Annotated in this window: 19 protein-coding genes, 4 pseudogenes and 1 other annotated feature; of the genes and pseudogenes, 19 read left to right on the top strand and 4 right to left on the bottom strand. The window is 38.9% G+C overall.

The window, feature by feature from the left end; genetic code table 11:
- Positions 1–62: 62 nt before the first annotated feature.
- From HGD77_RS15420 to HGD77_RS15410, 3 genes and pseudogenes are all read right to left on the bottom strand, one after another.
- A pseudogene (locus HGD77_RS15420) lies at positions 63–2245 on the bottom strand (polysaccharide biosynthesis tyrosine autokinase).
- Between the two features lie 35 nt (positions 2246–2280).
- Positions 2281–2709 carry a low molecular weight protein-tyrosine-phosphatase gene (locus tag HGD77_RS15415; protein WP_168730975.1) on the bottom strand — a complete coding sequence of 143 codons (429 nt, stop codon included), beginning with the start codon at positions 2707–2709 and terminating at the stop codon, positions 2281–2283.
- Positions 2709–3763, bottom strand: a pseudogene (locus tag HGD77_RS15410) (polysaccharide biosynthesis/export family protein). Before HGD77_RS15410 ends, HGD77_RS15415 begins: the two are co-directional and overlap by 1 nt.
- 288 nt (positions 3764–4051) lie before the next feature.
- Between HGD77_RS15410 and HGD77_RS15405 the strand changes: the two are divergent.
- Positions 4052–5286, top strand: a protein-coding gene (locus tag HGD77_RS15405; protein ID WP_168730974.1) for an IS3 family transposase whose coding sequence is annotated in 2 segments (ribosomal slippage) — positions 4052–4328 and positions 4328–5286 — 1236 coding nt in all. Because the reading frame shifts where the segments join, the coding sequence is not laid out codon by codon here.
- Positions 4327–4443 (top strand) — a sequence feature (AL1L pseudoknot). (Overlaps the previous gene by 117 nt.)
- A gap of 39 nt (positions 5287–5325) precedes the next feature.
- Here the strand turns inward: HGD77_RS15405 and HGD77_RS15400 are convergent.
- Positions 5326–5496, bottom strand: a pseudogene (locus HGD77_RS15400) (IS4 family transposase); the annotation flags it as partial.
- A gap of 255 nt (positions 5497–5751) precedes the next feature.
- Between HGD77_RS15400 and tviB the strand changes: the two are divergent.
- The 18 genes and pseudogenes from tviB to rfbD all read left to right on the top strand — a co-directional run bounded on the left by tviB (position 5752) and on the right by rfbD (position 24418).
- Complete coding sequence (tviB, locus tag HGD77_RS15395) at positions 5752–7029, top strand: Vi polysaccharide biosynthesis UDP-N-acetylglucosamine C-6 dehydrogenase TviB (RefSeq protein ID WP_168730973.1); 1278 nt, start codon at positions 5752–5754, stop codon at positions 7027–7029.
- A gap of 13 nt (positions 7030–7042) precedes the next feature.
- Positions 7043–8065: an NAD-dependent epimerase/dehydratase family protein gene (locus tag HGD77_RS15390; protein WP_168730972.1), complete on the top strand. Its 1023-nt coding sequence runs from the start codon at positions 7043–7045 to the stop codon at positions 8063–8065.
- A gap of 10 nt (positions 8066–8075) precedes the next feature.
- Positions 8076–9248: a lipopolysaccharide biosynthesis protein gene (locus HGD77_RS15385; RefSeq protein ID WP_168730971.1), complete on the top strand. Its 1173-nt coding sequence runs from the start codon at positions 8076–8078 to the stop codon at positions 9246–9248.
- Entirely contained in the window at positions 9248–9841 is a 594-nt protein-coding gene (locus HGD77_RS15380; protein ID WP_168730970.1) for an acyltransferase, read from the top strand. Before HGD77_RS15385 ends, HGD77_RS15380 begins: the two co-directional genes overlap by 1 nt.
- Positions 9842–9944: 103 nt before the next feature.
- Positions 9945–10493, top strand: coding sequence for an acyltransferase (locus HGD77_RS15375; protein WP_168730969.1), 549 nt, complete (start codon positions 9945–9947; stop codon positions 10491–10493).
- A 33-nt stretch (positions 10494–10526) separates the two neighbouring features.
- Complete coding sequence (locus tag HGD77_RS15370; protein ID WP_168730968.1) at positions 10527–11645, top strand: glycosyltransferase; 1119 nt, start codon at positions 10527–10529, stop codon at positions 11643–11645.
- Positions 11646–11700: 55 nt separating this feature from the next.
- Entirely contained in the window at positions 11701–12735 is a 1035-nt protein-coding gene (locus HGD77_RS15365) for a glycosyltransferase (protein ID WP_228761450.1), read from the top strand.
- On the top strand, positions 12732–13871 hold the full coding sequence (locus tag HGD77_RS15360) for a glycosyltransferase family 4 protein (protein WP_168730967.1): 1140 nt from the start codon (positions 12732–12734) through the stop codon (positions 13869–13871). Before HGD77_RS15365 ends, HGD77_RS15360 begins: the two co-directional genes overlap by 4 nt.
- A 32-nt stretch (positions 13872–13903) precedes the next feature.
- Positions 13904–14443, top strand: coding sequence for a serine O-acetyltransferase (locus HGD77_RS15355; RefSeq protein WP_168730966.1), 540 nt, complete (start codon positions 13904–13906; stop codon positions 14441–14443).
- Between the two features lie 154 nt (positions 14444–14597).
- A complete protein-coding gene (locus HGD77_RS15350) occupies positions 14598–15206 on the top strand; it encodes a sugar transferase (protein WP_168730965.1) in 609 nt (202 codons plus the stop codon).
- Positions 15199–15861, top strand: a complete 663-nt coding sequence (locus tag HGD77_RS15345) for a NeuD/PglB/VioB family sugar acetyltransferase (RefSeq protein WP_168730964.1) — start codon at positions 15199–15201, stop codon at positions 15859–15861. Before HGD77_RS15350 ends, HGD77_RS15345 begins: the two co-directional genes overlap by 8 nt.
- A 16-nt stretch (positions 15862–15877) precedes the next feature.
- On the top strand, positions 15878–17065 hold the full coding sequence (locus tag HGD77_RS15340) for a DegT/DnrJ/EryC1/StrS family aminotransferase (protein WP_168730963.1): 1188 nt from the start codon (positions 15878–15880) through the stop codon (positions 17063–17065).
- A gap of 38 nt (positions 17066–17103) precedes the next feature.
- Positions 17104–18957, top strand: coding sequence for a polysaccharide biosynthesis protein (locus HGD77_RS15335; protein WP_168730962.1), 1854 nt, complete (start codon positions 17104–17106; stop codon positions 18955–18957).
- A 13-nt stretch (positions 18958–18970) separates the two neighbouring features.
- On the top strand, positions 18971–19822 hold the full coding sequence (locus tag HGD77_RS15330; RefSeq protein WP_168730961.1) for a glycosyltransferase family 2 protein: 852 nt from the start codon (positions 18971–18973) through the stop codon (positions 19820–19822).
- Complete coding sequence (locus HGD77_RS15325; protein WP_168730960.1) at positions 19823–21235, top strand: lipopolysaccharide biosynthesis protein; 1413 nt, start codon at positions 19823–19825, stop codon at positions 21233–21235.
- A 15-nt stretch (positions 21236–21250) separates the two neighbouring features.
- A pseudogene (locus tag HGD77_RS15320) lies at positions 21251–22413 on the top strand (nucleotide sugar dehydrogenase).
- A 15-nt stretch (positions 22414–22428) separates the two neighbouring features.
- Positions 22429–23505: a dTDP-glucose 4,6-dehydratase gene (gene rfbB, locus HGD77_RS15315; RefSeq protein ID WP_168730959.1), complete on the top strand. Its 1077-nt coding sequence runs from the start codon at positions 22429–22431 to the stop codon at positions 23503–23505.
- Between the two features lie 7 nt (positions 23506–23512).
- On the top strand, positions 23513–24418 hold the full coding sequence (rfbD, locus tag HGD77_RS15310; protein ID WP_168730958.1) for a dTDP-4-dehydrorhamnose reductase: 906 nt from the start codon (positions 23513–23515) through the stop codon (positions 24416–24418).
- Position 24419: the final 1 nt, after the last annotated feature.

The raw sequence follows: 24419 nt of genomic DNA, 5'->3' as shown, positions 1-24419 counted from the left end.
TTTAAAGAGATAAAAAAACCAGCAATAGCTGGTTTTTTTAATTCGCCAAATTAAATATCAGACTATTCTTGATCCTTGTTAGCCTTATATGCATAAGCATAATTATAGCCATAACTACCAACCGTCCCTTTTTGTACATCATTCAGAATCACGCCATTGACTTTTACATTGGCTTGTTCAAAACGGTTTACAGTAATTTCCAGCTCTTTAATTTGTGTTTTACCATGACGAGCAATTAATAAGTTTACTCCTGCATATTGAGCAATAATAATGCCATCAGTCACCGCTAGTACTGGCGGAGTATCAATCAACACATAATCAAAATGAGCAGATGCCTTCTCTAGGATAGCTTTAAACTGATCAGTGCTCAAAAGTTCTGAAGGGTTGACTGGACTTTTACCTCGAGTGATATAGTACAGATTATCTACTGTAGAATTTTGAACAACATCCTCATAACTATTTTGATGATTCAATAGTTCAGATAGACCCGGTTTTATATCTGCATTGAAATACTTATGTAAGTAACCACGACGCATATCACCATCAATGACCAGAACTCGTTTTCCCCCTTGCGCTAAAATAGCTGCTAGGTTAGTAGTAATGAATGATTTACCGATTTCTGGAGCAGGGCCTGAAATTGCAATTACATTGTTACTTGCATTCATCAAAGCAAAATGAATCGCAGTTCGCATGCTACGTAGACTTTCAATCGCAATATCATCGCTGTCTTTAACCGCAAGAATTGGGATATTCTTTTTCTTCTTCAGAAGTTTGATACGACTTTCTTGAATTATAGAGCGAGGCACAGTGGCATATACTGGCAAGTCTAACTCATTTTCAATCTGAGTAGCATCTTTAATGCCTGAACGCATCATATTTTTAAGTAATGCCAGTAAGACACCAATAAAACCACCGACAAACAGTGATAAAATTAAAACAATCAATTTTTTAGGTTTAATTGGCTCTATTGGTTCTACTGCTGTATCAACAATACGTACATTACCAATTTCACCTGCTTTAGCAATACGAAGTTGCTGGTATGAATTAAGTAAGCCTGTATAGAGTTGCTGCTTGACTTCAACTTCACGAAAAAATTGTAAATACTGGCGCTGCAATTCTGGCAAACGTTTTAAAGTACCATCTAGTTCTGCAATTTTTTTATTGATTGCACTGAGTTGTGCATTCATTTGCAGCATTATAGGATGTTCGTCTAAAAATTTTGCTGAAGCTTCAGCTACTTTTTGTTCTAATTCGGCTTTTGTGTTTCTAAAGCAATACTTTGGGTTAAATAGAGTTCTGATTCTTTAGTCACATCTACAGTATTATATTGTTGACGAAAACGGTTAAACTCACGCTCAGCAACATCAAGTTGTTGTTTTAGTTCAGGTAACTGATCTTCAAGAAATTTAAGAGTTTGCGCTGTTTCTGCAGAACGTCGTTCAATATTCTGTTGGCTATAGGCCGATAAAATAGAATTCAGGACTTGAGTAATATGCTGTTTATCTTCGCCTTGATAGTTAAGACCTAAAACACCACTCATCTTACCTTTTTCTGCCACTGAGTAATTGCTAGTTATAAATTCCATTGCAGCAGGCAAACTCAGCTTTTCAATATTATAAGTGGTATCGAAACTATCTTGACTAAAGATACCTACTTTCCAAAGACCGTACTTAGATGAGGATTGGCTAACTTGGTTTAATGGTGCAGAAAAAACTAACTGTTCAGTTTCCTCATCAGTCAGGTTATATTTATCGTCTGAAAAACTCAAAATTAAGTTTTTATCCTGAAAATATTGTGGGATATCAAACTGGCGAATATCAAAACTGTTTTGATTGTCTTTAAATACTACAGATTTTTCTGAGTAAGCAGTGTCATACTCGTTTTTGTCTATTAGACGGTTCCAGAAACTGTCTTCTGTTCCCGAGACACGAATATTTAAATTTAAATGATTTATAACCTCACCGAGCACCAAACGTGATTTTAAAATTTCAATTTCGGCTTCAGCTGGAGATTTTTGCTCAATCATACTAGATAAATCACCCAGTAACGCAGCCGAAGCTCCTTTACTATTTTCTACCTGTACTAGGGCATCTACAGCATATGTATCTGGCGTGGTTCTTAAATATAGTAAGGCACAGACCAAACTTAAAATAATGCATAGTGCAATCAATTTCCATTGAGCAATTAAAGAAAAAAATAGTTCTTTTAAATCAATGGTATCTTCGGTGTTAGTAGTTTGGCTCATAATTTAAATATCAAAAAGTAAAATTTCAAAAAAACTTAAATATATTTTTTCCAGTCAGCAATACAGTCTTGAATCAATTGACAGGTTTCATCAAAAACTGTTTGATCATGCTGATATGGGTCGGCAATATTTTTGCTTTGCCAATGTCCTAATCTAAAAGTTTTGCCTTTAGCAAATGGCCAGGTTTGCTCTATATGTTTTTGTTGATTTTGGCTCATAACTAGAATTAGGTCAGCTTTTTTAATCTGCTCAGCATTCAGTTTTTTCGCAATATGTGGACTCATATCAATCCCCAATCGTTGCATACATAGCTGGGCTTTTTCATCCGCTGGATGCCCCATTAAACCTGAAATACCGGCAGACTCAATTCTAAGGTGTGGGTATTCCTGTCTTAAAAAATATTCTGCCATCGGGCTGCGGCAAATATTACCAATACATACCACTAAAATATGATTAATTTTCATTATTTACCTAAATTATCTAGCTGATTAAGGGCACTAGAGAATGGAATGATTTGATTTATTACACGTTGCCAGCGAGCTAGTCCTGAAGCATCGACATAGACAATATCATTACTCTGCATTTTAAACTGATTCGCGAGACCAAAGTTGGCAATACTGGTCAAATCCATCTGGTAGACTTCAGTGTGGACTGCATTAGATTGACTTCGTACTACATAAATTTTACTACGACTGGCAGAAAGTGGATTTAATCCCAGACTCTCTCCAAGTACATCACTCAGGCTCATGCCTTGATCACGCAGTGGTAAGGATTGATTTTTACCCGATTCACCCATGACATAAATTTTTGATTTTCACGATTGTTTACATATAGTGTGTCATTTGGCTGGATTAATAAATTATGTAGTGAAAAACCAGCTTTTTCTAATTCAACGGCATTTAAGTTATATGAGCGTCCCTGGCGTACCAGAGTGATAGATGCATTATCACCTTGCTGTGCATTCACACCACCTGCCATTCCTAAGGCAGTATAAACACTGACAGGTTGGTCACTTAAGTAAAATTGACCTCCTTTCATTACATTACCCTGTACTGAATAACGTTGACCTTGATATGATAATACTCGTGCAATCACATCTGGGGTTCTCAGGTAACGTGACAACTGGTTACGTAACTCACTATTGATTTGGGTGAGTGATTTGCCTGAGGCTTTATAACGACCAATAATTGGAAACTGGATATAGCCTTCAGAGTCGATCTGGAAGCCATTTGCTAGAGCAGATTGATCACTAGTAATGCTGTTGCTCGGAGATGTAAGTTCTGGATAAGCCCATAAATAGATGGATAAAATATCACCTGGGCTTAGATTATAACGTTTGTGTGATGTGCTAAAAAGATGAGAATATTGTTGTATATTATGTTCAGCGGGCTGAACAGCCATAATTGAATCTTGAGTGAGTTTAATGACATTTACTGTAGTGCCAAGGTCCGTTTGAAAGACACCTTCACTTGGTAAGTCATTTGTTTGTAGACCCGAGGTGACTGCGCATCCAGTCATACCCAAACTGAATGCTAACAAAATACTGTAACGATAGTAACTCACTCTAAATCCTGTTTTATAAAAATAATGTTTAGATACTATGAGGCAAAATAATATATGCCAAATAATGCAGATAAAATCTTTTATAAGATTCTATACTAAGTTTTATAGCTAGCCTAGGTTCATCCTTCTATATTATGCCTCTTAAATAAATTTATAGCATGGCTTAGTTGTACTAAGCTTTAAAAATTAAAAGTGAACCGTACCGGGTTTGTCGGAGAGTCAATATTCTGAGAGACTATCCCGATGACAAAATTAAAATATACCCCTGAAATCAGAGAAAGAGCGGTTCAATTATTGATTGAATCTGAAAAAGATTATCCATCGAATTGGGCTGCAATCACAGCAATTGCGCCTAAGATTGGTTGTACTCCTGAAACACTTCGTGCCTGGCATCAAAAGCATTTAGATCAGCAAAATCCTATTAAAGTACAACAGATATCTGATCAAGAAAAAATGAAGCAAATGGAACGTGAAATTAAAGAATTAAAGCGTGCCAATGAAATTCTACGTAAAGCAGCCGCTTTTTTCGCCCAGGCGGAGCTCGACCGCCCACACAAATAATGGTGGATTTCATCCATAACAATAAAGACTTATATGGTGTTGATGCGATTTGTAGGATTTTACCGATCGCAGCTTCAACCTATTACCGGACTCTAGATCTCTGCGATGAGAAGCATTGCTTCGCAAGGGAACATCGAGCAAAGCGAGATTTACATGATGAGCATCATGCTGAGGAGATTAAACGAATTTGGAAGGAAAGTTCAGGTCGGTATGGTGTACGTAAAGTCTGGCAAAAACTGAAACGTGAAGGCTATATTATTGCACGCTGTACTGTTGCTCGATTAATGAAAAAGCTAGGTATACAAGGTGTTTGGCGAGGTAAGAACAAACAAACCACCCGTAGCCGAGATGACCAAAAAAGAGCAGATGATTTAGTGAAACGTAATTTTAATGCTGATCATCCAAACCAACTATGGGTGGGTGACTTTACGTATATTCAAACTCATTCAGGCTGGGTCTATACCGCCTTTATTATTGATGTGTTCTCACGAGCAATTGTTGGATGGAAAGTATCTACACGGATGAATACAGATATGGTGCTCGATGCACTTGAGCAAGCATTGCACGATCGAGGCATGCCAAAGAATGTGATTCATCATTCCGATAGAGGTGTTCAATATCTTTCTATTCGCTATACCAATCGTTTAGAAACAGCAAATTTACGAGCATCAGTCGGTACGACTGGTGATTCATACGATAATGCTTTGGCTGAAACGGTGAATGGCTTATACAAAACAGAGGTGATTGAATATCTAAAAGCAGATTGGCAAGGTTTAGCAGATGTACAACTTGCGACACTAAACTGGGTAGATTGGTTCAATAAAAAGCGTGTACACAGTGCACTGGGTTATGTATCGCCTTTTGAGTTTGAAGCAATGTACTATGATAAGATTAACCCGTTAGGTCAGGTGGCCTAACTTAAATAAAAAAGTCTCCGACAAACCCGGTACGGTTCAATAAAATGATTGTGGTAAGCACTTGATGGGCAAGGCTTTAGATGCAGAAGAAAGATTACATGTTTGCTTTAAAATGATCACAAGCATGATGAGCGCAAAGCACTTTAAATGTGACTTGTTCCATTTTAGATATTTGTTTAAGATAAGATATAACTCATTGAGATGTGTCATAGTATTCGTCGTTAGAAAACAATTATTATGTCATTATTTCAATGAGTTATCTATTTTTGTCGTGTACAGAGAAATTTCAGTGACAATTTGAGTATGAGGAGTATTGTGGCAGTCTTAAAATTGGATGATATTTATCAAGGATACGGGCGCAGGGCACTTTTTTTAGTAAAAGTATAATAAAATACCCAGTAAAGTAATTCTATTTATTACTTTAGTTTATATTATTAGATTCATCAAAATTCAAGGTTTAGATTGATGCTAAAGCTCTCGGAAGTAAAAGTTGCCATTATTGGATTGGGCTATGTCGGTTTGCCGCTAGCAGTTGAATTTGGTAAAAAAATTCCGGTTATGGGTTTTGATATTCATCAAAAACGTATTGATGAGCTGAAATCTGGTAAAGATCATACATTAGAAGTCCTTCCCAAAGAGCTAGCTCTTTCGACACAACTGAATTACAGCTCAAATTTAGAGGATTTAAAAGACTGTAATTTTTTTGTGGTCACTGTCCCAACCCCAATCGATGAATATAAACAGCCTGATTTAACACCTCTTGTTAAAGCATCACAAAGTATTGCTAAGGTGCTGAAAAAAGGTGATATCGTCGTTTATGAATCAACTGTTTACCCCGGCGCGACAGAAGAAGTCTGTATTCCTGTGCTTGAGCAAGTGTCAGGTTTGACCTTTAACCAAGACTTCTATGCAGGTTATAGCCCTGAGCGGATCAATCCCGGTGATAAACTTCACCGTGTAACCAATATTCTTAAAATTACCTCAGGTTCAACCCCTGAAGTCGCTGACTTTGTCGATGAAGTGTATAATTTGATCATTGATGCAGGGACACACAAAGCATCCAGTATCAAAGTTGCTGAAGCGGCAAAAGTGATTGAGAACACTCAGCGTGATGTCAATATTGCATTGATCAATGAGCTGGCTGTGATATTTAATAAAATGGGCATTGATACTGAAGCAGTACTTCAAGCAGCGGGCACTAAATGGAACTTCTTACCGTTTCGTCCAGGTCTGGTGGGTGGTCACTGTATCGGCGTTGATCCATACTACTTAACCCATAAAGCACAGTCGATTGGTTACCATCCTGAAATAATTTTGGCAGGTCGTCGTCTTAATGATGGCATGGGTGCTTATGTGGTGACTCAGCTTGTTAAAGCCATGCTCAAGAAAAAGATTCAGGTCGAAGGTGCTAAAGTTCTAGTACTGGGCTTAAGCTTTAAAGAAAACTGCCCGGATATTCGTAACACCAAAATCATCGACATCGTGCATGAACTTCAGGAGTATCACATTCAGGCGGATGTATACGATTCATGGGTAGATGCATCAGAAGTGGAGCACGAATATGGGATTACGCCTGTCGCTTCACTCGAAAATGGTCAATATGATGCTGTGATTTTGGCGGTGGCACATGAGCAATTTAAAGAGATGAGTGCGGAAGCTATTCGTGCACTGGGTAAAGCCAATCACGTATTATATGACTTGAAATATGTATTAAGTCAGTCTGAATCTGACCTTCGTTTATAATAGGACATACCCCATGCATCAATATCAACAGGTATGTGAGCAACTGCAAGCTCAGCCGAAAATATGGCTGGTGACAGGTGTTGCTGGTTTTATCGGTTCAAATCTTTTAGAAACTTTACTGAAGCTTGATCAAACTGTGGTGGGGTTAGACAACTTTGCTACTGGTCATCAGCATAACATGGATGAAGTGCAAAGTTTGGTGTCTGTAGAACAATGGGCGAAATTCAGCTTTATTGAAGGCGATATCCGCAAGTTCGAAGATTGCCAAAAAGCCTGTGCAGGTGTGGACTATGTCTTACATCAAGCGGCACTGGGTTCAGTACCACGCTCGATTGCCGATCCGATCACCACCAATGACACCAATATCAGTGGTTTTTTAAATATGTTGACTGCGGCACGTGATGCAGATGTTGCCAGCTTTACCTATGCCGCAAGTAGCTCAACCTATGGTGATCATCCAGCATTGCCAAAGGTGGAAGAAAATATTGGCAATCCATTGTCGCCGTATGCAGTCACCAAATATGTCAATGAGCTGTATGCTGATGTCTTTGCACGTAGCTACGGTTTTAAAGTGATTGGTCTGCGTTACTTCAATGTCTTTGGCAAACGCCAAGATCCAAACGGTGCTTATGCTGCGGTGATTCCAAAGTGGACAGCATCGATGATTAACGGTGAAGATGTCTTCATCAACGGTGATGGTGAAACCAGTCGTGATTTCTGTTTTATCGACAATACGGTTCAAGCCAATATTTTGGCTGCAACCGCATCGGATGAAGCGAAAAATCAGGTTTATAACGTGGCTGTCGGTGACCGCACCACATTGAATGATTTATATCGTGCGATTCAAGAGGCGCTTGCGTCTAACGATGTACAGTTTGATCGTGATCCAGTATACCGTGATTTCCGTGCAGGGGATGTACGTCACTCACAAGCCAGTATTGCCAAAATCCAGCAACATTTGGGTTATGCACCTGAGTTTAAAATTGTGGAAGGTATTCGACTGGCAATGCTCTGGTACGTGAACAACTTAAAATGATCTTGAACAGATGATTGCGAAACTCTTCGCAAAATATCAGTCAATAGGGCTGATCACATTAAGTTTACTGGCAGGTGCGATAATAACATTTATCGCACTTCCTGTTTTAACACGCCTGTATTCTGTTGTGGACTTTGGTGGTTATGGCATTGCCTTGGCGCTTGTCAGTGTTTTATCTACTGTTGCAAATTTACGCCTAGATCAAGCTTTATTGGTCGCTGAGGAACAGGATAAAAAAAGCCTGATTTTTGAAGGGGCGGTGTTCTCAACTGTTATTGCTGTTGTAAGTGGCATCATCATCAGCTTTATTTTAAATATTGAAATGGCAGGTGCGGTGGTGACAGGCGTGCTTGCCAATACCTTGATTCAAAGCTTGTATAATTATCAATTTTCAGCCCACAAAGAATATTTTTGTGCAGGCTTAAATATTTTTCGCAGTACGATTGTGGTGATAGTTCAACTATCTTTACCATTGGTTATGCAAATCAGTTTGGTTAATAGCTATAATGTTAGCTCGATCATCATGATTGTGGTGGTGGTGATCTATTTAATAAAGCATCAACTGTATCAAGTCAGTTGGCAGGCCCTTAAAAATTATAAAGATTTTATTTATGCCAATACTGCACATGCCTTGTTGAATAGTTTTTCACATAACTTGCCGTACTATGTGGTTTCACATTTTGTCGGTGTGCAGGCGATGGGTTTCTATGCCATTGTAGAACGAACTTTACGTGTACCGATCAATCTGATTTCGCAAACCTTGCGTCAGTTCTTTATTCGCAAATTTAAAACCACAGAATCCAATCAAAATGCCTTAAAGGCGAGTGTACTGCTTAGTCTGGTTTCACTGCCTTTATTTGCTGTATTTTTTATTCTGCCCGAATCACTGTATTTATGGATTTTTGGCAATGAATGGGTCGGTATCTCAACCTATTTTCAAATTTTAGCCTTGGGCTATTGGGCGATTTTTTGTAATCCACCAAGCTCGGCTTTTTTGATTGCGAAGCGCAACAGCCACGTTTTATTTAAACTGCAAATTGTGGAAATGATCATAAAATTTGCATTATTTGCCGGCTTATATGTGTTAATTGACGATAAAATTTATATGCTGTTAGCGGTGCCTGTAGCGCTGATTATCTATAACTTTGCCATTTTATATGTGGTGTGGAGAAACAAAAACTGATGTTTTTAAAGCTATTAAAACTGATGAATTGGTTCACTGCACAATGTCGTCAGCAATTTTATAACCTCGCTTTTGGTACGAAGTTTCGCTATTTCGGCAAGGGCTGTATGGTTGATATTCGTGGGCAAGTCAAAATCGGCAAGAATGTCTATATTGGTGATCATGTCAGTTTAATTGTTGAAAATGGTGCGGTTTTAGAAATTGCCGATAACAGTTTTATTGGTGAAAACTGCTATATCAAATGCTTTGGTGGTAAGGTTTCAATTGGTCAGGATGTCAGTATCAATTCCAAATCGTATATCAATGGCTGTGGAAGTGTGACCATTGGTGATAACACCCGTATTGGCACGCAAAGCATTATTATCGCTAGTAATCATAAATTTGGTGAGCCTGATCTTTTGATTAAAGATACGATTACTAAACTCGGTGTGAATTTAGGTAAAAACATTTGGCTTGGCGCACGAGTGACGGTTTTGGATGGTGTTAGCATTCCAAGCAATAGCGTGATTGGTGCCTGTAGTTTGGTGTCTAAACCATTGGATGATGCTGGGGTGTATGTCGGTAGCCCAGTCAAGAAAATTAAAGCACTTTAAACAAGTTTCATGTGACTTTGACATTCATATCCGAAAACATATTTTCAGCGTAAAATATTCAGCCACTTTTCCTCCTTTTTAGAACCTCACATAGGTCAAGTATATGACATTGATTGTTTCTGCTTTTCGACAGCTGTTTGATCTTGCTTATTTTATGGCAAAGGGCAGTGTGGCATATGCACGTAAAAGGGGGGTGAAAATTGGTGAAAACTGCCGAATTTATATTAAAAATTGGGGCTCAGAACCGTTCTTGGTCAGCATTGGTGATCATGTGACGGTCACTTCAGGGGTAAAATTTATTACCCATGATGGCAGTACCTGTTTAGTCAAAGATGAGCAAGGGAAACGCTATCAACGCTTTGCCCCGATTCAAGTAGGTTCGCATGTCTTTATTGGTATGAATAGCATTATTATGCCGGGCGTGAGCATTGGCTCAAATGTGGTGATTGGTGCAGGTTCGGTGGTAACCAAAGATATTCCTGACCATAGCGTGGCGATTGGTGTACCTGCCAAAGTGGTGTCGAGCTTTGCTGATTATCAAGCCAAAATTCAAAGCATCTGTGCCAGTGATAGCGACTTGGTTGGCATCACCGATTACCGTGCCCGTGTGGAACGTGCCATGTCGATTCAAGCCTCAAAAAACTCGCATTAATATTCTCCCATTTCATTTTATTTAGGTCCGATTATGTTGAATAAAGTTATGTTCTTTTTGCCAAGCTTGGGCGGTGGTGGTGCAGAACGTACGGTCATTCAACTGGCGAATAGTTTGGCCGAACAAGGGCTTAAGATTCATTTAGGCGTATGTGACCTGAATGGTGACAAAGCCAAGCTGTTACCCGAATTGAGTTCTAAAATTGAATTGGTCAATTTTAATTGTGGTCGGGTGATGAATAGCATCACGCCTTTAAAAATAAAAATGAAAGCTGAGCAATATGATTGCTTAGTGGCCACGCAAACCCATACCAATATTGTGGCAGGGATTGCGAAAAAGCTTGCAGGTGTTGCAACACGTTTGATCTTCCGTGAAGTATCTACACCGTCAAAAAATATGAAGTTTCAAGGCATTGCTAAATTTGTGCTGAAAACTTTGGTGAATTGGACCTACTCCATGGCACAGCAAGTGGTCTGTGTTTCTAAAGGGGTAGAAGCTGATTTTCGTGAATATTATGGCTCTAAAAATAATAATTTGAGTACCATTTATAACCCTGTATTGGACGATGCCTATTTTGAAAAACTCAAAGCGCCAGTCACACACAAATTTTTAAAAGGTGACCATAAAGTGATTTTGGCAGTGGGGCGTCTCACTGAAGCAAAGAACTTTGGTTTTCTGATCCGCTCCTTTAAAGCCTTGCATAATCAGCATCCTGAAACCCGATTATTGATTTTAGGTGAAGGCGAATTACGAGCTGAGTTTGAGGCTCTAGTGGCTGACTTGGGTTTAAACGATGTGGTGGATTTACCGGGCTTTGATGCTAATCCATACGCTTATTTTAAATATGCATCGCTGTTTGTTTTAAGTTCCAATTGGGAAGGTTTACCGGGTGTACTGATTCAGGCACTGGCTTCTAAAGTGAAGGTGGTCAGTACCGATTGCCCAAGTGGACCAATGGAAATTTTAGACCATGCAAAATTTGGCTTATTGGTCGAATGCAATGATCAAGTTGGCTTGATGCAAGCCATGCAACAGGCGATTTTTGCCGATTATGTACATTATTCAGAAGCTGACTTTGAAGCGCATATTCAGCAATTCCATAAAGCAACGGTATTGCAGCAGTACTTAAATATGATGGAGTCTGCAATATGAATAAACCGTTAATGGTGCATGTGATTACCAATTTTGCAGGCGTGGGGGGGCTGAGATGATGTTGGCACGTTTGATTCAGTTTACTGAAGATCAGTATCAGCACGTGATCATTAGTTTGATGAAAACCTCAGAGGTGTATCAAACGACCTTAGATCGTTGTCAGTCACATTATGCGCTAGGTTGGAATGGCTTAAATACTTTTGGCACCATTCAAAAGCTCCGTAGTCTACTTAAAAAATTACAACCGAAAACAGTGCAATGTTGGATGTATCATGCCAATGCATTGACTAGTTTAAGTGTCATTGGTTTGTCTCAAAAGCCGAATGTCGTGTGGGGCATTCATCATTCACTTGCTTCACCCAAAGATGAATCGATCAGTACCAAGATCGCATTAGGCTTAAGTAAAATCTTATCAAAACAGCCTAGTCACATTCTTTATTGTGCGCATTCGTCCATGCAGCAGCATCAGGCCTTCGGCTTTAAAAATGGCAATAGCCAAGTTATTGCCAATGGCGTGTTTTTAAATAAATTTCAGCCTAATCCCCAATTTCATGAACCAACCGTGATTGGTTTTGCGGGGCGTTATCATACGGCCAAAGGTTATACCTATTTGTTTGAAACCATGGGTTTGCTGAAAGACAAAAACATCATCTTTAAAATTGCAGGTTCAGGTGCGAGCTTAGAGAACGTAGACGTCAAAGCCTTGTTTGAGCAGTATCAGCTAGATGCTCAAAAAGTGCATTTGCTTGATCAAATCTCGGATATGCCTGCTTTTTACCAATCGATTGATGCATTCCTCATGACCTCAATTACCGAAGGTTTTCCGAATGTGTTGGTCGAAGCCATGGCATCAGGTTTACCGTGTATCAGCACAGATGTTGGCGATGCCAAATATATTGTGCAGGATTTAGGAAGTATCGTTCCACCACGTAATGCGCAAGCTTTGGCTGATGCCATTTTAGCTTATACGCAAAAATCAGAAGCAGAAAAACAAAGCTTAAAACTAGCGACGCGTGAACGGGTAGAGCAGAATTTCAGTATTGAAAATGTCAGCCGTCAATATATGCAGGTGTGGAGCCAACAGGCATGAAGTTTTTAATGATCAGCAGTTTTTTGCCTTCTGTTTTAAATTTCCGCGGGAAACTGTTGGAAACCATTCATGCGCAAGGCTATGAAATTCATCTTATGGCGCCTGAGTTTGCATCATTTCCTGAAGAGCAGCAAAAATTGCAGGCCCTGGGCTATCATCTGCATGAGATTCCCATGCAGCGTACCGGCACTAATCCACTGGCTGATTTAAAACTGTTAAAACATATCTATCGGCAAATTCGTCAAATTCAGCCTGAGTATGTGCTGTTCTATACTATTAAACCTGTGATTTATGGCACGCTCGCGTCATGGCTGGCGAAAGTACCGCATCGTTTTGCCTTAATTACAGGTTTGGGCTATGCCTTTCAAAATGTGGAATCTGGCAAGCGTAGTTTTTTTCAAAAGCTGGTGCATGGCTTATATGCGCAAGCGCTCAAACGTAGCGACAAAGTCTTTTTCCAAAACCCTGATGATTTAAAGCTTTTCCAAGACATGCATTTGCTTGATGCCAATAAACCAACTGTGGTGGTGAATGGTTCAGGGGTAAATGTACAAGACTTTGATGTCATGCCTTTACCGAAAGATGATGCAGGCGTGGTCAAAGCTTCATTCTTGCTCATTGCACGGCTTTTGGGGGATAAAGGTGTGCGTGAATATGCTGAATCGGCACGTATCATCAAAGCACAATATCCTGAATCTGAATTTCATTTGGTCGGATGGATTGATGATAATCCTTCGGCCATTTCACAAGCTGAACTTGACACGTGGATTGCCGATGGTCGCCTCAAATATTGGGGCAAGCTCAGTGATGTCCGTCCTGCAATTGCGGAAAGCTCGGTCTACGTTTTGCCCTCCTACCGTGAAGGCACGCCACGTACGGTATTAGAGGCGATGGCGATGGGACGGGCGATTATTACCACCGATGCGCCGGGCTGCCGTGAAACCGTTACCAATGGTGTAAATGGCTATTTGGTTGCGGTTAAATCAGTCGATGAGCTGGTGCAATGCATGCAGTATTTTATTGAAGATCCAAAACTGATTGAATATATGGGACAGCGTTCGCGAGAAATTGCGCTGAATAAATATGATGTGCATCAAGTGAATAAGCACATGATGGCTGAAATGGATATTCATTAAAGGCGATTTACCCAATTTTAGAGGCGATCCAGATGACCTTAAAATATATAAAAAGTGATTTATACCGTTATACCGGTCATGTCAGTTTGAAAACCTTTTTGAAAACTTATTTTTTCAATCGTGGTTTTAATTTTTCATTTTGGCTGCGTTTAGCTAGTTCAAAAACTGTATGGGCAAAGTTGGCTTATCCTATTTATTATTATAAAAAAAAGCAGTACGGCATTGATATTCATACCACGACTCAAATTGGCTACGGCTTGTTTATTGGGCATGGCGGGCCGCTAGTTGTTAACCCTACGACTGTGCTTGGCAATAATGTGAATTTATCGCAATTTACCACCATTGGTGCAAATGGCGGCCGTCAAGCTGCAGAAATTGGCGATAATGTTTATATTGGGCCCAATGTCTGCATCATTGAGCATGTCAAAATTGGTAATAATGCCACTATAGGTGCAGGAAGCGTTGTGACAAAAGATATTCCTGAAAATGCAACTGCGGTGGGAAACTATGCGAAGGTGATCAGCATGAATAATCCGGGTCATGCAGTTAATCGTCGTTGGACAGATCTCTAAACGGCTATATGGTTTGGCAGCTTTTAGAATGAGGAATATTTGAGTCCCTTTGACCGTTGAAATATTTTACAAATCTGATGGCTTTGGACAGGGTATAATCATTGCTAGAAATGGATACCATTTCCCCATCTTTATCTAACCTCAAGAGTGAACCATGTTAAAGCGCTTATTGGATATTGTGATTGCATCGTCTGCGCTAGTGCTGCTGTCTCCTGTATATGCTTTTGTGGCATATAAGGTGCGAAAAAATTTGGGTTCACCCGTGTTGTTCCGTCAGGTGCGTCCGGGCATCAATGGCAAACCTTTTGAAATGATCAAATTCCGCAGTATGAAAGATGCGGTCGATGAACAAGGCAATCCTTTGCCAGACAGTGAGCGTCTGACGCCTTTTGGTCAAATGCTACGTTCCAGCAGTTTGGATGAAATGCCAGAACTTTGGAACGTGATTAAAGGGGAGATGAGCATTGTCGGGCCACGCCCTCTGTTGATGGAATATTTGCCGTTATATAATAGTGAACAAGCCAAACGTCATAACCTGCGACCCGGTATTACAGGTTATGCGCAAGTGAATGGCCGCAATGCCATTTCATGGGAAAAGAAATTTGAGCTAGACACATGGTATGTCGAAAATCAGTCGCTGTGGCTAGACTTTAAAATTATGCTGAAAACGGTACAAAAAGTATTGTCTAAAGATGATATTAGTGCCGAAGGAGAAGCTACCATGAGTAAATTTACCGGTACTTCCGAGCCTAAAGATGACTAAGCTCTATGCAATTTATGGCGCTTCAGGCTGCGGGCGCAGTTTAATGCCTGTTGCACGCCAGCAATTAGCACGTGAAAGCGATGCTTCAGAAATTGTATTTATTGATGATGCCTTGGAATCGGTTGCAGAAGTAAACGCTCATCGTGCCATGAATTACTTCGCATTTTTAAATGAAACGGCCTTAGAAAAATACGTGCAAATCGCGATTGCCAATAGTCATGTACGAGAAAAGATCGCTCAGCATTTAGAGATGGATGGCATTCAGCTTTGGTCGATCATCGCGGACAATGTAGTTCTAATGGATCAGCTTGAGCTCGCTGAAGGCTCTGCTTTAAGTCCATTTGTGACCATTGGCTCAAATGTCAAAATCGGTAAGTGTTTTCATGCCAATTTATATAGCTATGTCGAGCATGATTGTGTGATTGGGGATTTCGTTACCTTTGCGCCAGGCGTAAAATGCAACGGCAATATTCATATTCATGACCATGCCTATATCGGCGCAGGTGCCATGATTAAGCAGGGCACGCCCGATCAGCCATTGGTGATTGGCAAAGGCGCGATTGTCGGCATGGGTGCCGTAGTCACCAAAAGTGTCCCTGCGGGCGCAACAGTGGTGGGTAATCCTGCGCGGATTGTCACCACTTCACAGCAATAAGTTTTAGGAAAATTCCATGTTAAACAGTGCATTTGAGCCTTGGCCAAGCTTTACCCAAGCAGAAGCTGATGCGGTGTCAAACGTCCTTTTGTCTAATAAAGTCAATTATTGGACAGGGCAGGAATGCCGTGAATTTGAAAAGGAATTTGCACAGTTTGCAGGAACCCAACATGCCGTTGCAGTGGCTAATGGCACGGTCGCACTGGATTTAGCCCTGAAAGCCCTAGGCATCGGTGCAGGTGATGATGTGATTGTTACTTCACGTACATTCTTAGCTTCTGCAAGCTCGATTGTGACCGCAGGTGCGAATCCTATTTTTGCTGATGTCGAACTGGATTCGCAAAACATCTCACGTCGTACCATTGAAGCGGTGATCACGCCAAACACCAAAGCGATTATCTGTGTGCATTTGGCAGGCTGGATGTGTGATATGGACCCGATCATGCAATTGGCTGAGGAAAAAGGCATCTTCGTAATTGAAGATTGTGCCCAAGCGCATGGGGCGATGTATAAAGGCAAATCTGCAGGTTCAATCGGTCATATTGGAGCATGGTCATTCTGCCAGGACAAAATTATGACTACCGGCGGTGAAGGTGGCATGGTCACCACTAATGATGAAAGTCTTTGGAAAACAATGTGGTCGTATAAAGATCACGGTAAAAACTTTGACAGTGTGTATAACACACAACATACACCGGGATTTCGCTGGTTGCATGATTCCTTTGGTACCAACTGGCGCATGATGGAAATGCAAGCAGTGATTGGTCGTTTGCAACTGCAACAAATGCCAGAGTGGACAGCGAAACGTAATGCCAACATGGCACGCATCCAAGCGATATTTGAAAATAGTCCTTATTTTACAGTGGCTAAACCATCAAGTGACTATATGCATGCCGCTTATAAATGCTACGTACAAGTGAATGTTGATGGCTTACCTGAAAGCTGGTCACGTGATCGCATCATGGCGGAAATCAATGCGCAAGCCGTGCCATGCTTTAGTGGTTCATGTTCAGAAGTGTATTTAGAAAAAGCGTTTGATGGAACAAAGTGGCGTCCAAGCGAGCGTTTAACCAATGCTCAAGCCTTAGGTGAAAGCAGTCTGATGTTTTTGGTGCATCCGACTTTATCCGAACAAAGCCTGCAAAAAACTGTAGATGTGATTCAAAGTGTGATTACGCAGATTCAAACTGAAAACAGCGTATAATCACGCCGTGCTATTTCAGCAGATATAACCGAGCTTCAATGAAAGATTTTATTCGATCGATTGCCTCTTTACCGCGTCGCCAAAAACAAGTGGTTTTGGTGACCATGGATGTGTGCATGTTGCCACTGATGATGTGGCTTGCCTATGCCATTCGCTTGGCACGTCCAAATGTTACGGTGATGCAAGGGCTTGAGGCTTGGTATATCTATGTAGCGATCTTTGGCGTATCGGTTTTTGCTTTGCTCGGTATTTACCGTGCCATTGTGCGTTCATTTAACGAAGATTATTTACTGCGTATTTCAATCGGTACATTCGTTCAAATTGTGGCGTTGTACGCCATTAAAAAATTAGATGTAGCGTTTATCCCGATGAGCATTCCGCTCATGTATGGCTTTATGTTGTTTTCATACATGTGGTGGAGTCGAGCAGTCATCCGTTACGCAACCTTAAAGACCTTTGCGAAAAAACAAACCCGTAAGCGTGTGGCAATTTATGGGGCAGGGTTGGCAGGTCAACAAATTGCGGCAGCTTTAAATCGTTCCGATGATTATCTGCCTGTTTGTTTTATTGACGATAAGAAATCCCTGCGCAGTCAATCCTTAAGTGGTTTGAAAATTTACTCACCGAAAAAAGCGCAAAAGAAACTAGGAAAATTTGGCATTGAAGAAGTCTTGCTTGCCATGCCATCGGTGGGCCGTGCCCGTAAAAAGGAAATGATTGAATCTTTTGAAGCCACTGATGTGAAAATCATGGAATTACCAGGGGTGACCCAATTGGTCGATGGCAAAGTCAAAATCTCTGATATTCGTGAAGTCGATATTATTGATTTACTTGGACGTGATCCTGTCCCACCGAAACCTGAACTGCTAGAGAAAAATATTAAAAATAAAGTCGTGATGGTGACTGGGGCAGGGGGGTCAATTGGCTCAGAGCTTTGTCGTCAAATTGTGAAACATCAGCCGAAAATGCTAGTGCTGTTTGAAATGTCTGAATTTGCGCTCTACTCGATAGATCGTGAACTACAATCTTCAGGCATTGAGGTGATTCCAGTTTTAGGCTCTGTCACCAATCAGCAAAAATTGGAACGTATATTGCAACAATATGCTGGGCAAACGGTGTATCATGCTGCAGCTTATAAACATGTACCATTGGTTGAAGCCAATCCTTTTGAAGGCATATATAATACCTCGATTGGCACACAGCGCAGTGTAGATGCTGCAGTGAATCAAAATGTTGAAACCTTTGTATTAATTTCAACGGATAAAGCCGTGCGTCCAACCAATGTGATGGGCGCTTCTAAACGCATGGCAGAGCTGTATTGTCAGGGTTTAGCATCGACAAATCCAAAGACTCAAATCAGTATTGTACGTTTTGGTAATGTGCTGGGTTCATCAGGTTCTGTGGTGCCATTGTTTAAAAAGCAAATTGCACAAGGCGGACCTGTCACGGTGACGCATCCTGAAGTAACGCGTTACTTTATGACTATTCCAGAGGCTGCACAGCTGGTGATTCAAGCGGGTGCGATGGGTACTGGTGGTGATGTATTTTTATTAGATATGGGCGAGCCTGTTAAAATTGTAGACTTAGCCAAACAAATGATTCGCTTGAGTGGTTTTAAGCCTGTAGATGAAAAAGGGCTTGGGGATATTAAGATTGAATTTACTGGGCTAAGACCAGGTGAAAAATTGTATGAAGAATTATTAATTGATGCAGAAAATGTTGAAAAAACAAAGCATGAGCGGATTTTAAAATCTTTTGAAAAATATTATGAGTTTTTAGAAATAGTTAGTATATTTGAGCAACTTGGCGAAAGTTGTAAAGATCTTTCAAAAATACTTCATTTGAAGTCACTCTTGGAGAGTTACGTTGATGGTTACTCCAGAAATAATTAATTAGGTTCTATAAATGCAACGAAAAGAAATTTCTTTACTTGTGATTTTGTATGGCAAGGATTTTACGCAATCTCAAACACTAAAATGTATTCTTGATTTTGAAAATAAAATCGACAATTTAGTAGTTGTAAATAATGGTCCTGAAAAGTTAAATGGTGAAGATAGCTTTTTGAATTTTCTAAAATTAAAGCATAATCAAGTTTATTTTTTTGAGTTTTTGGAAAACAAACCTTTAAGTTGGATTTATAATGATTTTGTTGCTAACTTTAAAAGTGATTATTATGTGATTTTTGATGATGATACTCATATTTCTAAAGAAAGTGAAAAACAAATTTTTAATTTAAGTGATATTGATATAGAAATCCCAAAAATTTATGCAATTCAAGATAAAAAACAATATTATCCAATCGTAAATGGAAATATTTACACATCTTATGGTCTGATTACTGAGTATTCTGAGATTTACTCTATTGGTTCTGGCTTGATTTTTTCTAAAAATGTTAAAGATGTCTTCAGGGATAATAATCTTGAATTGTTTGATTCGAATTTTTCACTTTATGGTGTGGATATTAGCTTTTTTAGGAAAATTAATTATTTAAAGGGTGAAAATATAGCCTTTAAAGTTAGCTCTTTGATTTCTATTGATCACTCCTTATCCCGAGCTGAGGGGGGGATCAGTGAATGGCGATATATAGAGAGATTATATGATCAGACTTTATCTATAAAATATTATCAAAAATTTAAAATGCTCAGGTTGTTAAAGCTACTAATAAAAAATTTCCGAAAATTAAATCGTATACAAGTAATACTTATGACTTATTTTAATGGATTTCACCCTAGATGTGCGAAAAAAGCGAAAAAATAGATGTCATTATTAAATAATGTGAAATGGATTGGGGTTAGTCAGTTAGTAAAAATTTTAGCACAAATAGTAACAATTTTTTATCTAACACGGATTATCTCGCCAAATGAATATGGTTTGCTGGCAATGACAGCGATAGTCATGAATTTGGCAATCATTTTTAGTGATATGGGAACTGCTTCTGCTGTTATACAAAAGCAAAATATTACTATTGGTTTTTATAACTTAGTATATAAAATTAATATATGTATTGGAATTTTAGTATTAGGTGTGATTTTTTTATGTGCACCTATTGTTGTTGAATATTTTGGAAGGTCAGAGCTTTATGGTTTACTTTATTTTTTATCTATAATTTTTCCAATTACTGCTTTAGGTATAGTGCATAGGGCAAAATTAGAAAAAGAGCAGAATTTTAAACTATTAGCAAAAATTGAAATTTTTTCTAGTACTACTGGCTTGGTAGTGGCAATCATAATGGCGCATCTTGATTTTGGTGTGTATAGTATTGTAACTCAGATGGTGGTTTCAGCTTTACTGATTTCTATTTCTTGCCGGTTTTTATCTGGAGTGAAGTTGAGTCTATTTGATTCATATAAAAATGAAGATTTAAAACATATTTATCATTTCAGTGGGAATTTATTAGGATTTAATTTAATTAATTATTTTTCCAGAAACTTAGATGTTATTTTAATCGGTAGATACTTTTCCTCTGCTGTTTTAGGTGCCTATTCAATTGCATATAGAATAATGCTTTTTCCTGTGCAGAGTATGACATTTGTTGTTTCGAGAGCTCTTTTACCTCATATTTCTCATGATTTAAGCAACTTTGATGTAATTAGATATAATTATTTTAATTGTGTCTTCATAATTTGCATGTTAACAGCACCTCTAATGTTTGGGATATCTGCATTATCAAATGATTTTGTAGCTCTTTTTTTTAAAGATGAGTGGGCGGGTGTTACGATTATTCTTTGCTGGTTAGCGCCAAGTGCCATCATTCAAGCCATATTAAGTACATCGGGTGCAGTTTTTACAGCATTCCAACGTACAAATTGGTTGTTTTTATTGGGGTGTGTTGGAGCTCTTATATATAGTTGCGCATTTTTTATAGGTGCTCAGTATGATATTGAAATATTTGTGAAAATGTATTTTATAGCAAATATTTTGAACTTTTTCCCTGTAATGTTTTTAATGGGTAAAATTTTAAAATTTTCCTTAAAAGATGTTTTTCTCGTTATTTATAAAACTATAATACCGGCATTATTTATGTTTTTAGTGCTGTATGTAGTAAATTTATATTTAGAAAAAATAACATTTAACAATTTTTTTATTAAACTTATAATAGGGTTAATTGCATACATAATACCTCTTTGTTTTTTGAATCCAAATTTGGCAAAGAAATTTTTGAATAGATAAAAGGGCATTATTATGATGAAAATCTGTGTTGTTGGCACGGGCTATGTGGGTTTATCTAATGCGATGATGTTGGCTGATCAGCATAAGGTTATTGCATTAGATATAGATCAGCGTAGGGTAGCTTTATTGAAAAATGGAATTTCTCCGATTCAAGATGAATATATCGAGAAATATTTAAAACACGTTGCTCATTTTGAGGTGACAATTGATCGGGCGATTGCTTATAAAGATAGAGATTTTATTATTATTGCGACACCGACCAATTATGATGAAGAAACTAATTACTTTGATACTTCTTCTATTGAACAAGTAATTAAAGACCTAGATACCTTACAGTCGAAGGCAACGATTATTATTAAATCAACTATTCCAGTGGGTTTTACTCAAAATATTCGAATCCAATATCCGAATTTAAATATCGTCTTTTCACCAGAGTTTTTACGAGAAGGTAAAGCGCTGTACGATAATTTATACCCTTCACGAATAGTGATCGGTGACCGTTCAGAAACAGGGCGTAAAGTTGGGGAGTTGTTTCAGCAGGCGGCATTAAAAGATGATGTTGCTGTTTTATTGATGGAGTCAACAGAAGCAGAGGCTGTAAAACTGTTTTCTAATACCTACTTAGCAATGCGTGTAGCTTATTTTAATGAATTAGATACTTATTGTGAATTACGTGGATTAAACAGTAAAGATATTATTGAAGCTGTATGTTTGGATCCGCGAATAGGTAGCCATTATAATAATCCATCATTTGGTTATGGTGGTTATTGCTTACCTAAAGATACCAAACAGTTATTAGCCAATTATCAAGCTGTGCCACAAAATTTAATTGGTGCAATTATTCAGTCCAATACCACCCGTAAAGACTTTATTGCGCAACAAATTATGCAATTAAAGCCACAAGTGGTTGGAATCTATCGTTTAGTGATGAAACAAGGCTCGGATAACTTTAGAGAATCTGCGATTCAAGGTATTATGAAGCGTATTAAAGCCAAAGGTATTGACGTGATTGTCTATGAGCCAAATTTGATGGAAGAGCGCTTTTTTAATTCTGAAGTAGTGAATGATTTTCTGTTTTTAAACAACGTGCAGATGTGATTATTGCGAATCGGGCTGTAAATGAATTAAGTGATGTGCTCGATAAAGTGTATACACGTGATCTTTTTGGTGAAAATTAATATTTCGGAATTATTATGAAAATACTTGTTACTGGGGGAGCTGGTTTTATTGGATCAGCAGTAGTACGTCATATTGTTCAAAACACTCAAGATGTTGTTCTGAATGTTGATAAACTCACGTATGCTGGAAATTTAGAATCTCTAGCAAGTGTTCACGGTCACGAACGTTATACATTTTCACAAACTGATATTTGTGATCGTCAAACTTTAGATCGCCTTATTGCTGATTTTCAGCCAGATGCGATTATGCATTTAGCTGCAGAGTCACATGTAGATCGTTCCATTTCAGGCCCTGCTGCTTTTATTGAAACCAATATTATTGGTACGTACCAGTTGTTAGAGGCATCACGCCAATATTGGAATACTTTACCTGATAATAAAAAACAAGCTTTCCGCTTTCATCATATTTCTACAGATGAAGTGTATGGTGACTTAGAAGGGATAGATGATCTTTTCTTAGAAACAACACCTTATGCACCAAGTTCGCCGTATTCGGCAAGTAAAGCAAGTTCAGATCATTTAGTCCGTGCTTGGCATCGTACTTATGGTTTACCTGTGGTAGTGACCAATTGCTCGAATAACTATGGACCTTATCATTTCCCTGAAAAACTTATTCCTTTGATTATTCAAAATGCTTTGGCAGGAAAAGCCTTGCCTGTCTATGGTAATGGTCATCAAATCCGTGACTGGCTTTTTGTTGAAGATCATGCACGTGCTTTATATAAAGTCATGACAGAAGCTGCAGTGGGCGAAACATATAATATTGGCGGTCATAACGAACAAAAGAATATTGATGTTGTAAAAGCCATTTGTGATTTGCTTGAAGATTTAGCACCAAATAAGCCTCAAGGTATTAAGCACTATCAAGATTTGATTACTTATGTAACAGATCGACCAGGGCATGATTTACGTTATGCGATAGATGCGAGTAAAATTCAAAAAGACTTGGGTTGGGTACCTCAAGAGAGTTTTGAGACAGGCCTAAGAAAAACGATTGAATGGTATTTAAGTAATCAAGAATGGGTTGAGCATATTCAGAGTGGTGAATATCAGAACTGGATTCAACAGCAATATCGAACTGAACAGGTCTGATTATTCAATGAAGATTTTACTTTTGGGTAAAAATGGTCAGGTTGGTTGGGAGCTTCAACGTGCATTACAGCCTCTGGGTGAAGTCACAGCCTTAGATCGCTCTAATAATGAAATTGGATTATGTGGTGATATTGCAAACTTTTCAGCGATTGAACACGTATTGAAGCAAATCCAACCTGATATTGTGGTTAATGCGACTGCATACACGGCAGTCGATAAAGCAGAATCTGAACAAGATGCTGCTGATTTAATTAATCATACCGCAGTGGCATATTTGGCTGAGCGATGTAAACAGCAGAATATACTGTTAATACATTACTCGACTGATTATGTATTTGATGGTATGGGGGTAAATGCTTGGACTGAAGATGAGGTCAAACAGCCTATAAACTATTATGGCCGTAGTAAGCGTGATGGTGAAATTGCGCTTGAAAATAGCCAAGTGCGTTTTATTAATTTCCGTACCTGCTGGGTCTACGGTACACATGGGCATAATTTTATTAAGACTATGCTTAAATTGGCAAAAACCAAAGATGAATTGAGCATTATTCAGGATCAAGTGGGTGTGCCTACAGGTGCAGCTTTAATTGCTGATATTACAGCTCAGGTTCTACGTTATTACAGTTTGCAATCTTCTGGGCAGCAAGCAATCTTACATGGGCATTATCATTTGGCACCTGCGGGCGAAACAACATGGTATGACTATGCTCAGTTTATTTTCGCACAAGCTCGTCAAAGTGGCATAAATTTAGCTATTCAAAGGGTAACTCCAATTGCTACATCTGCATACCCAACTCCAGCACGACGCCCATTAAATTCGCGTTTAAATACACAGAAATTAAAACATACATTTAAGTTGCATTTACCAGAGTGGAAGCAAGGCGTAACTCAGGTCATTCAAGAGATTTTATAAC

The organism is Acinetobacter sp. NEB149 (assembly GCF_012516415.1).
Lineage (GTDB): Bacteria > Pseudomonadota > Gammaproteobacteria > Pseudomonadales > Moraxellaceae > Acinetobacter > Acinetobacter lwoffii_V.
This window is presented reverse-complemented; position numbering and strand designations above follow the sequence as displayed.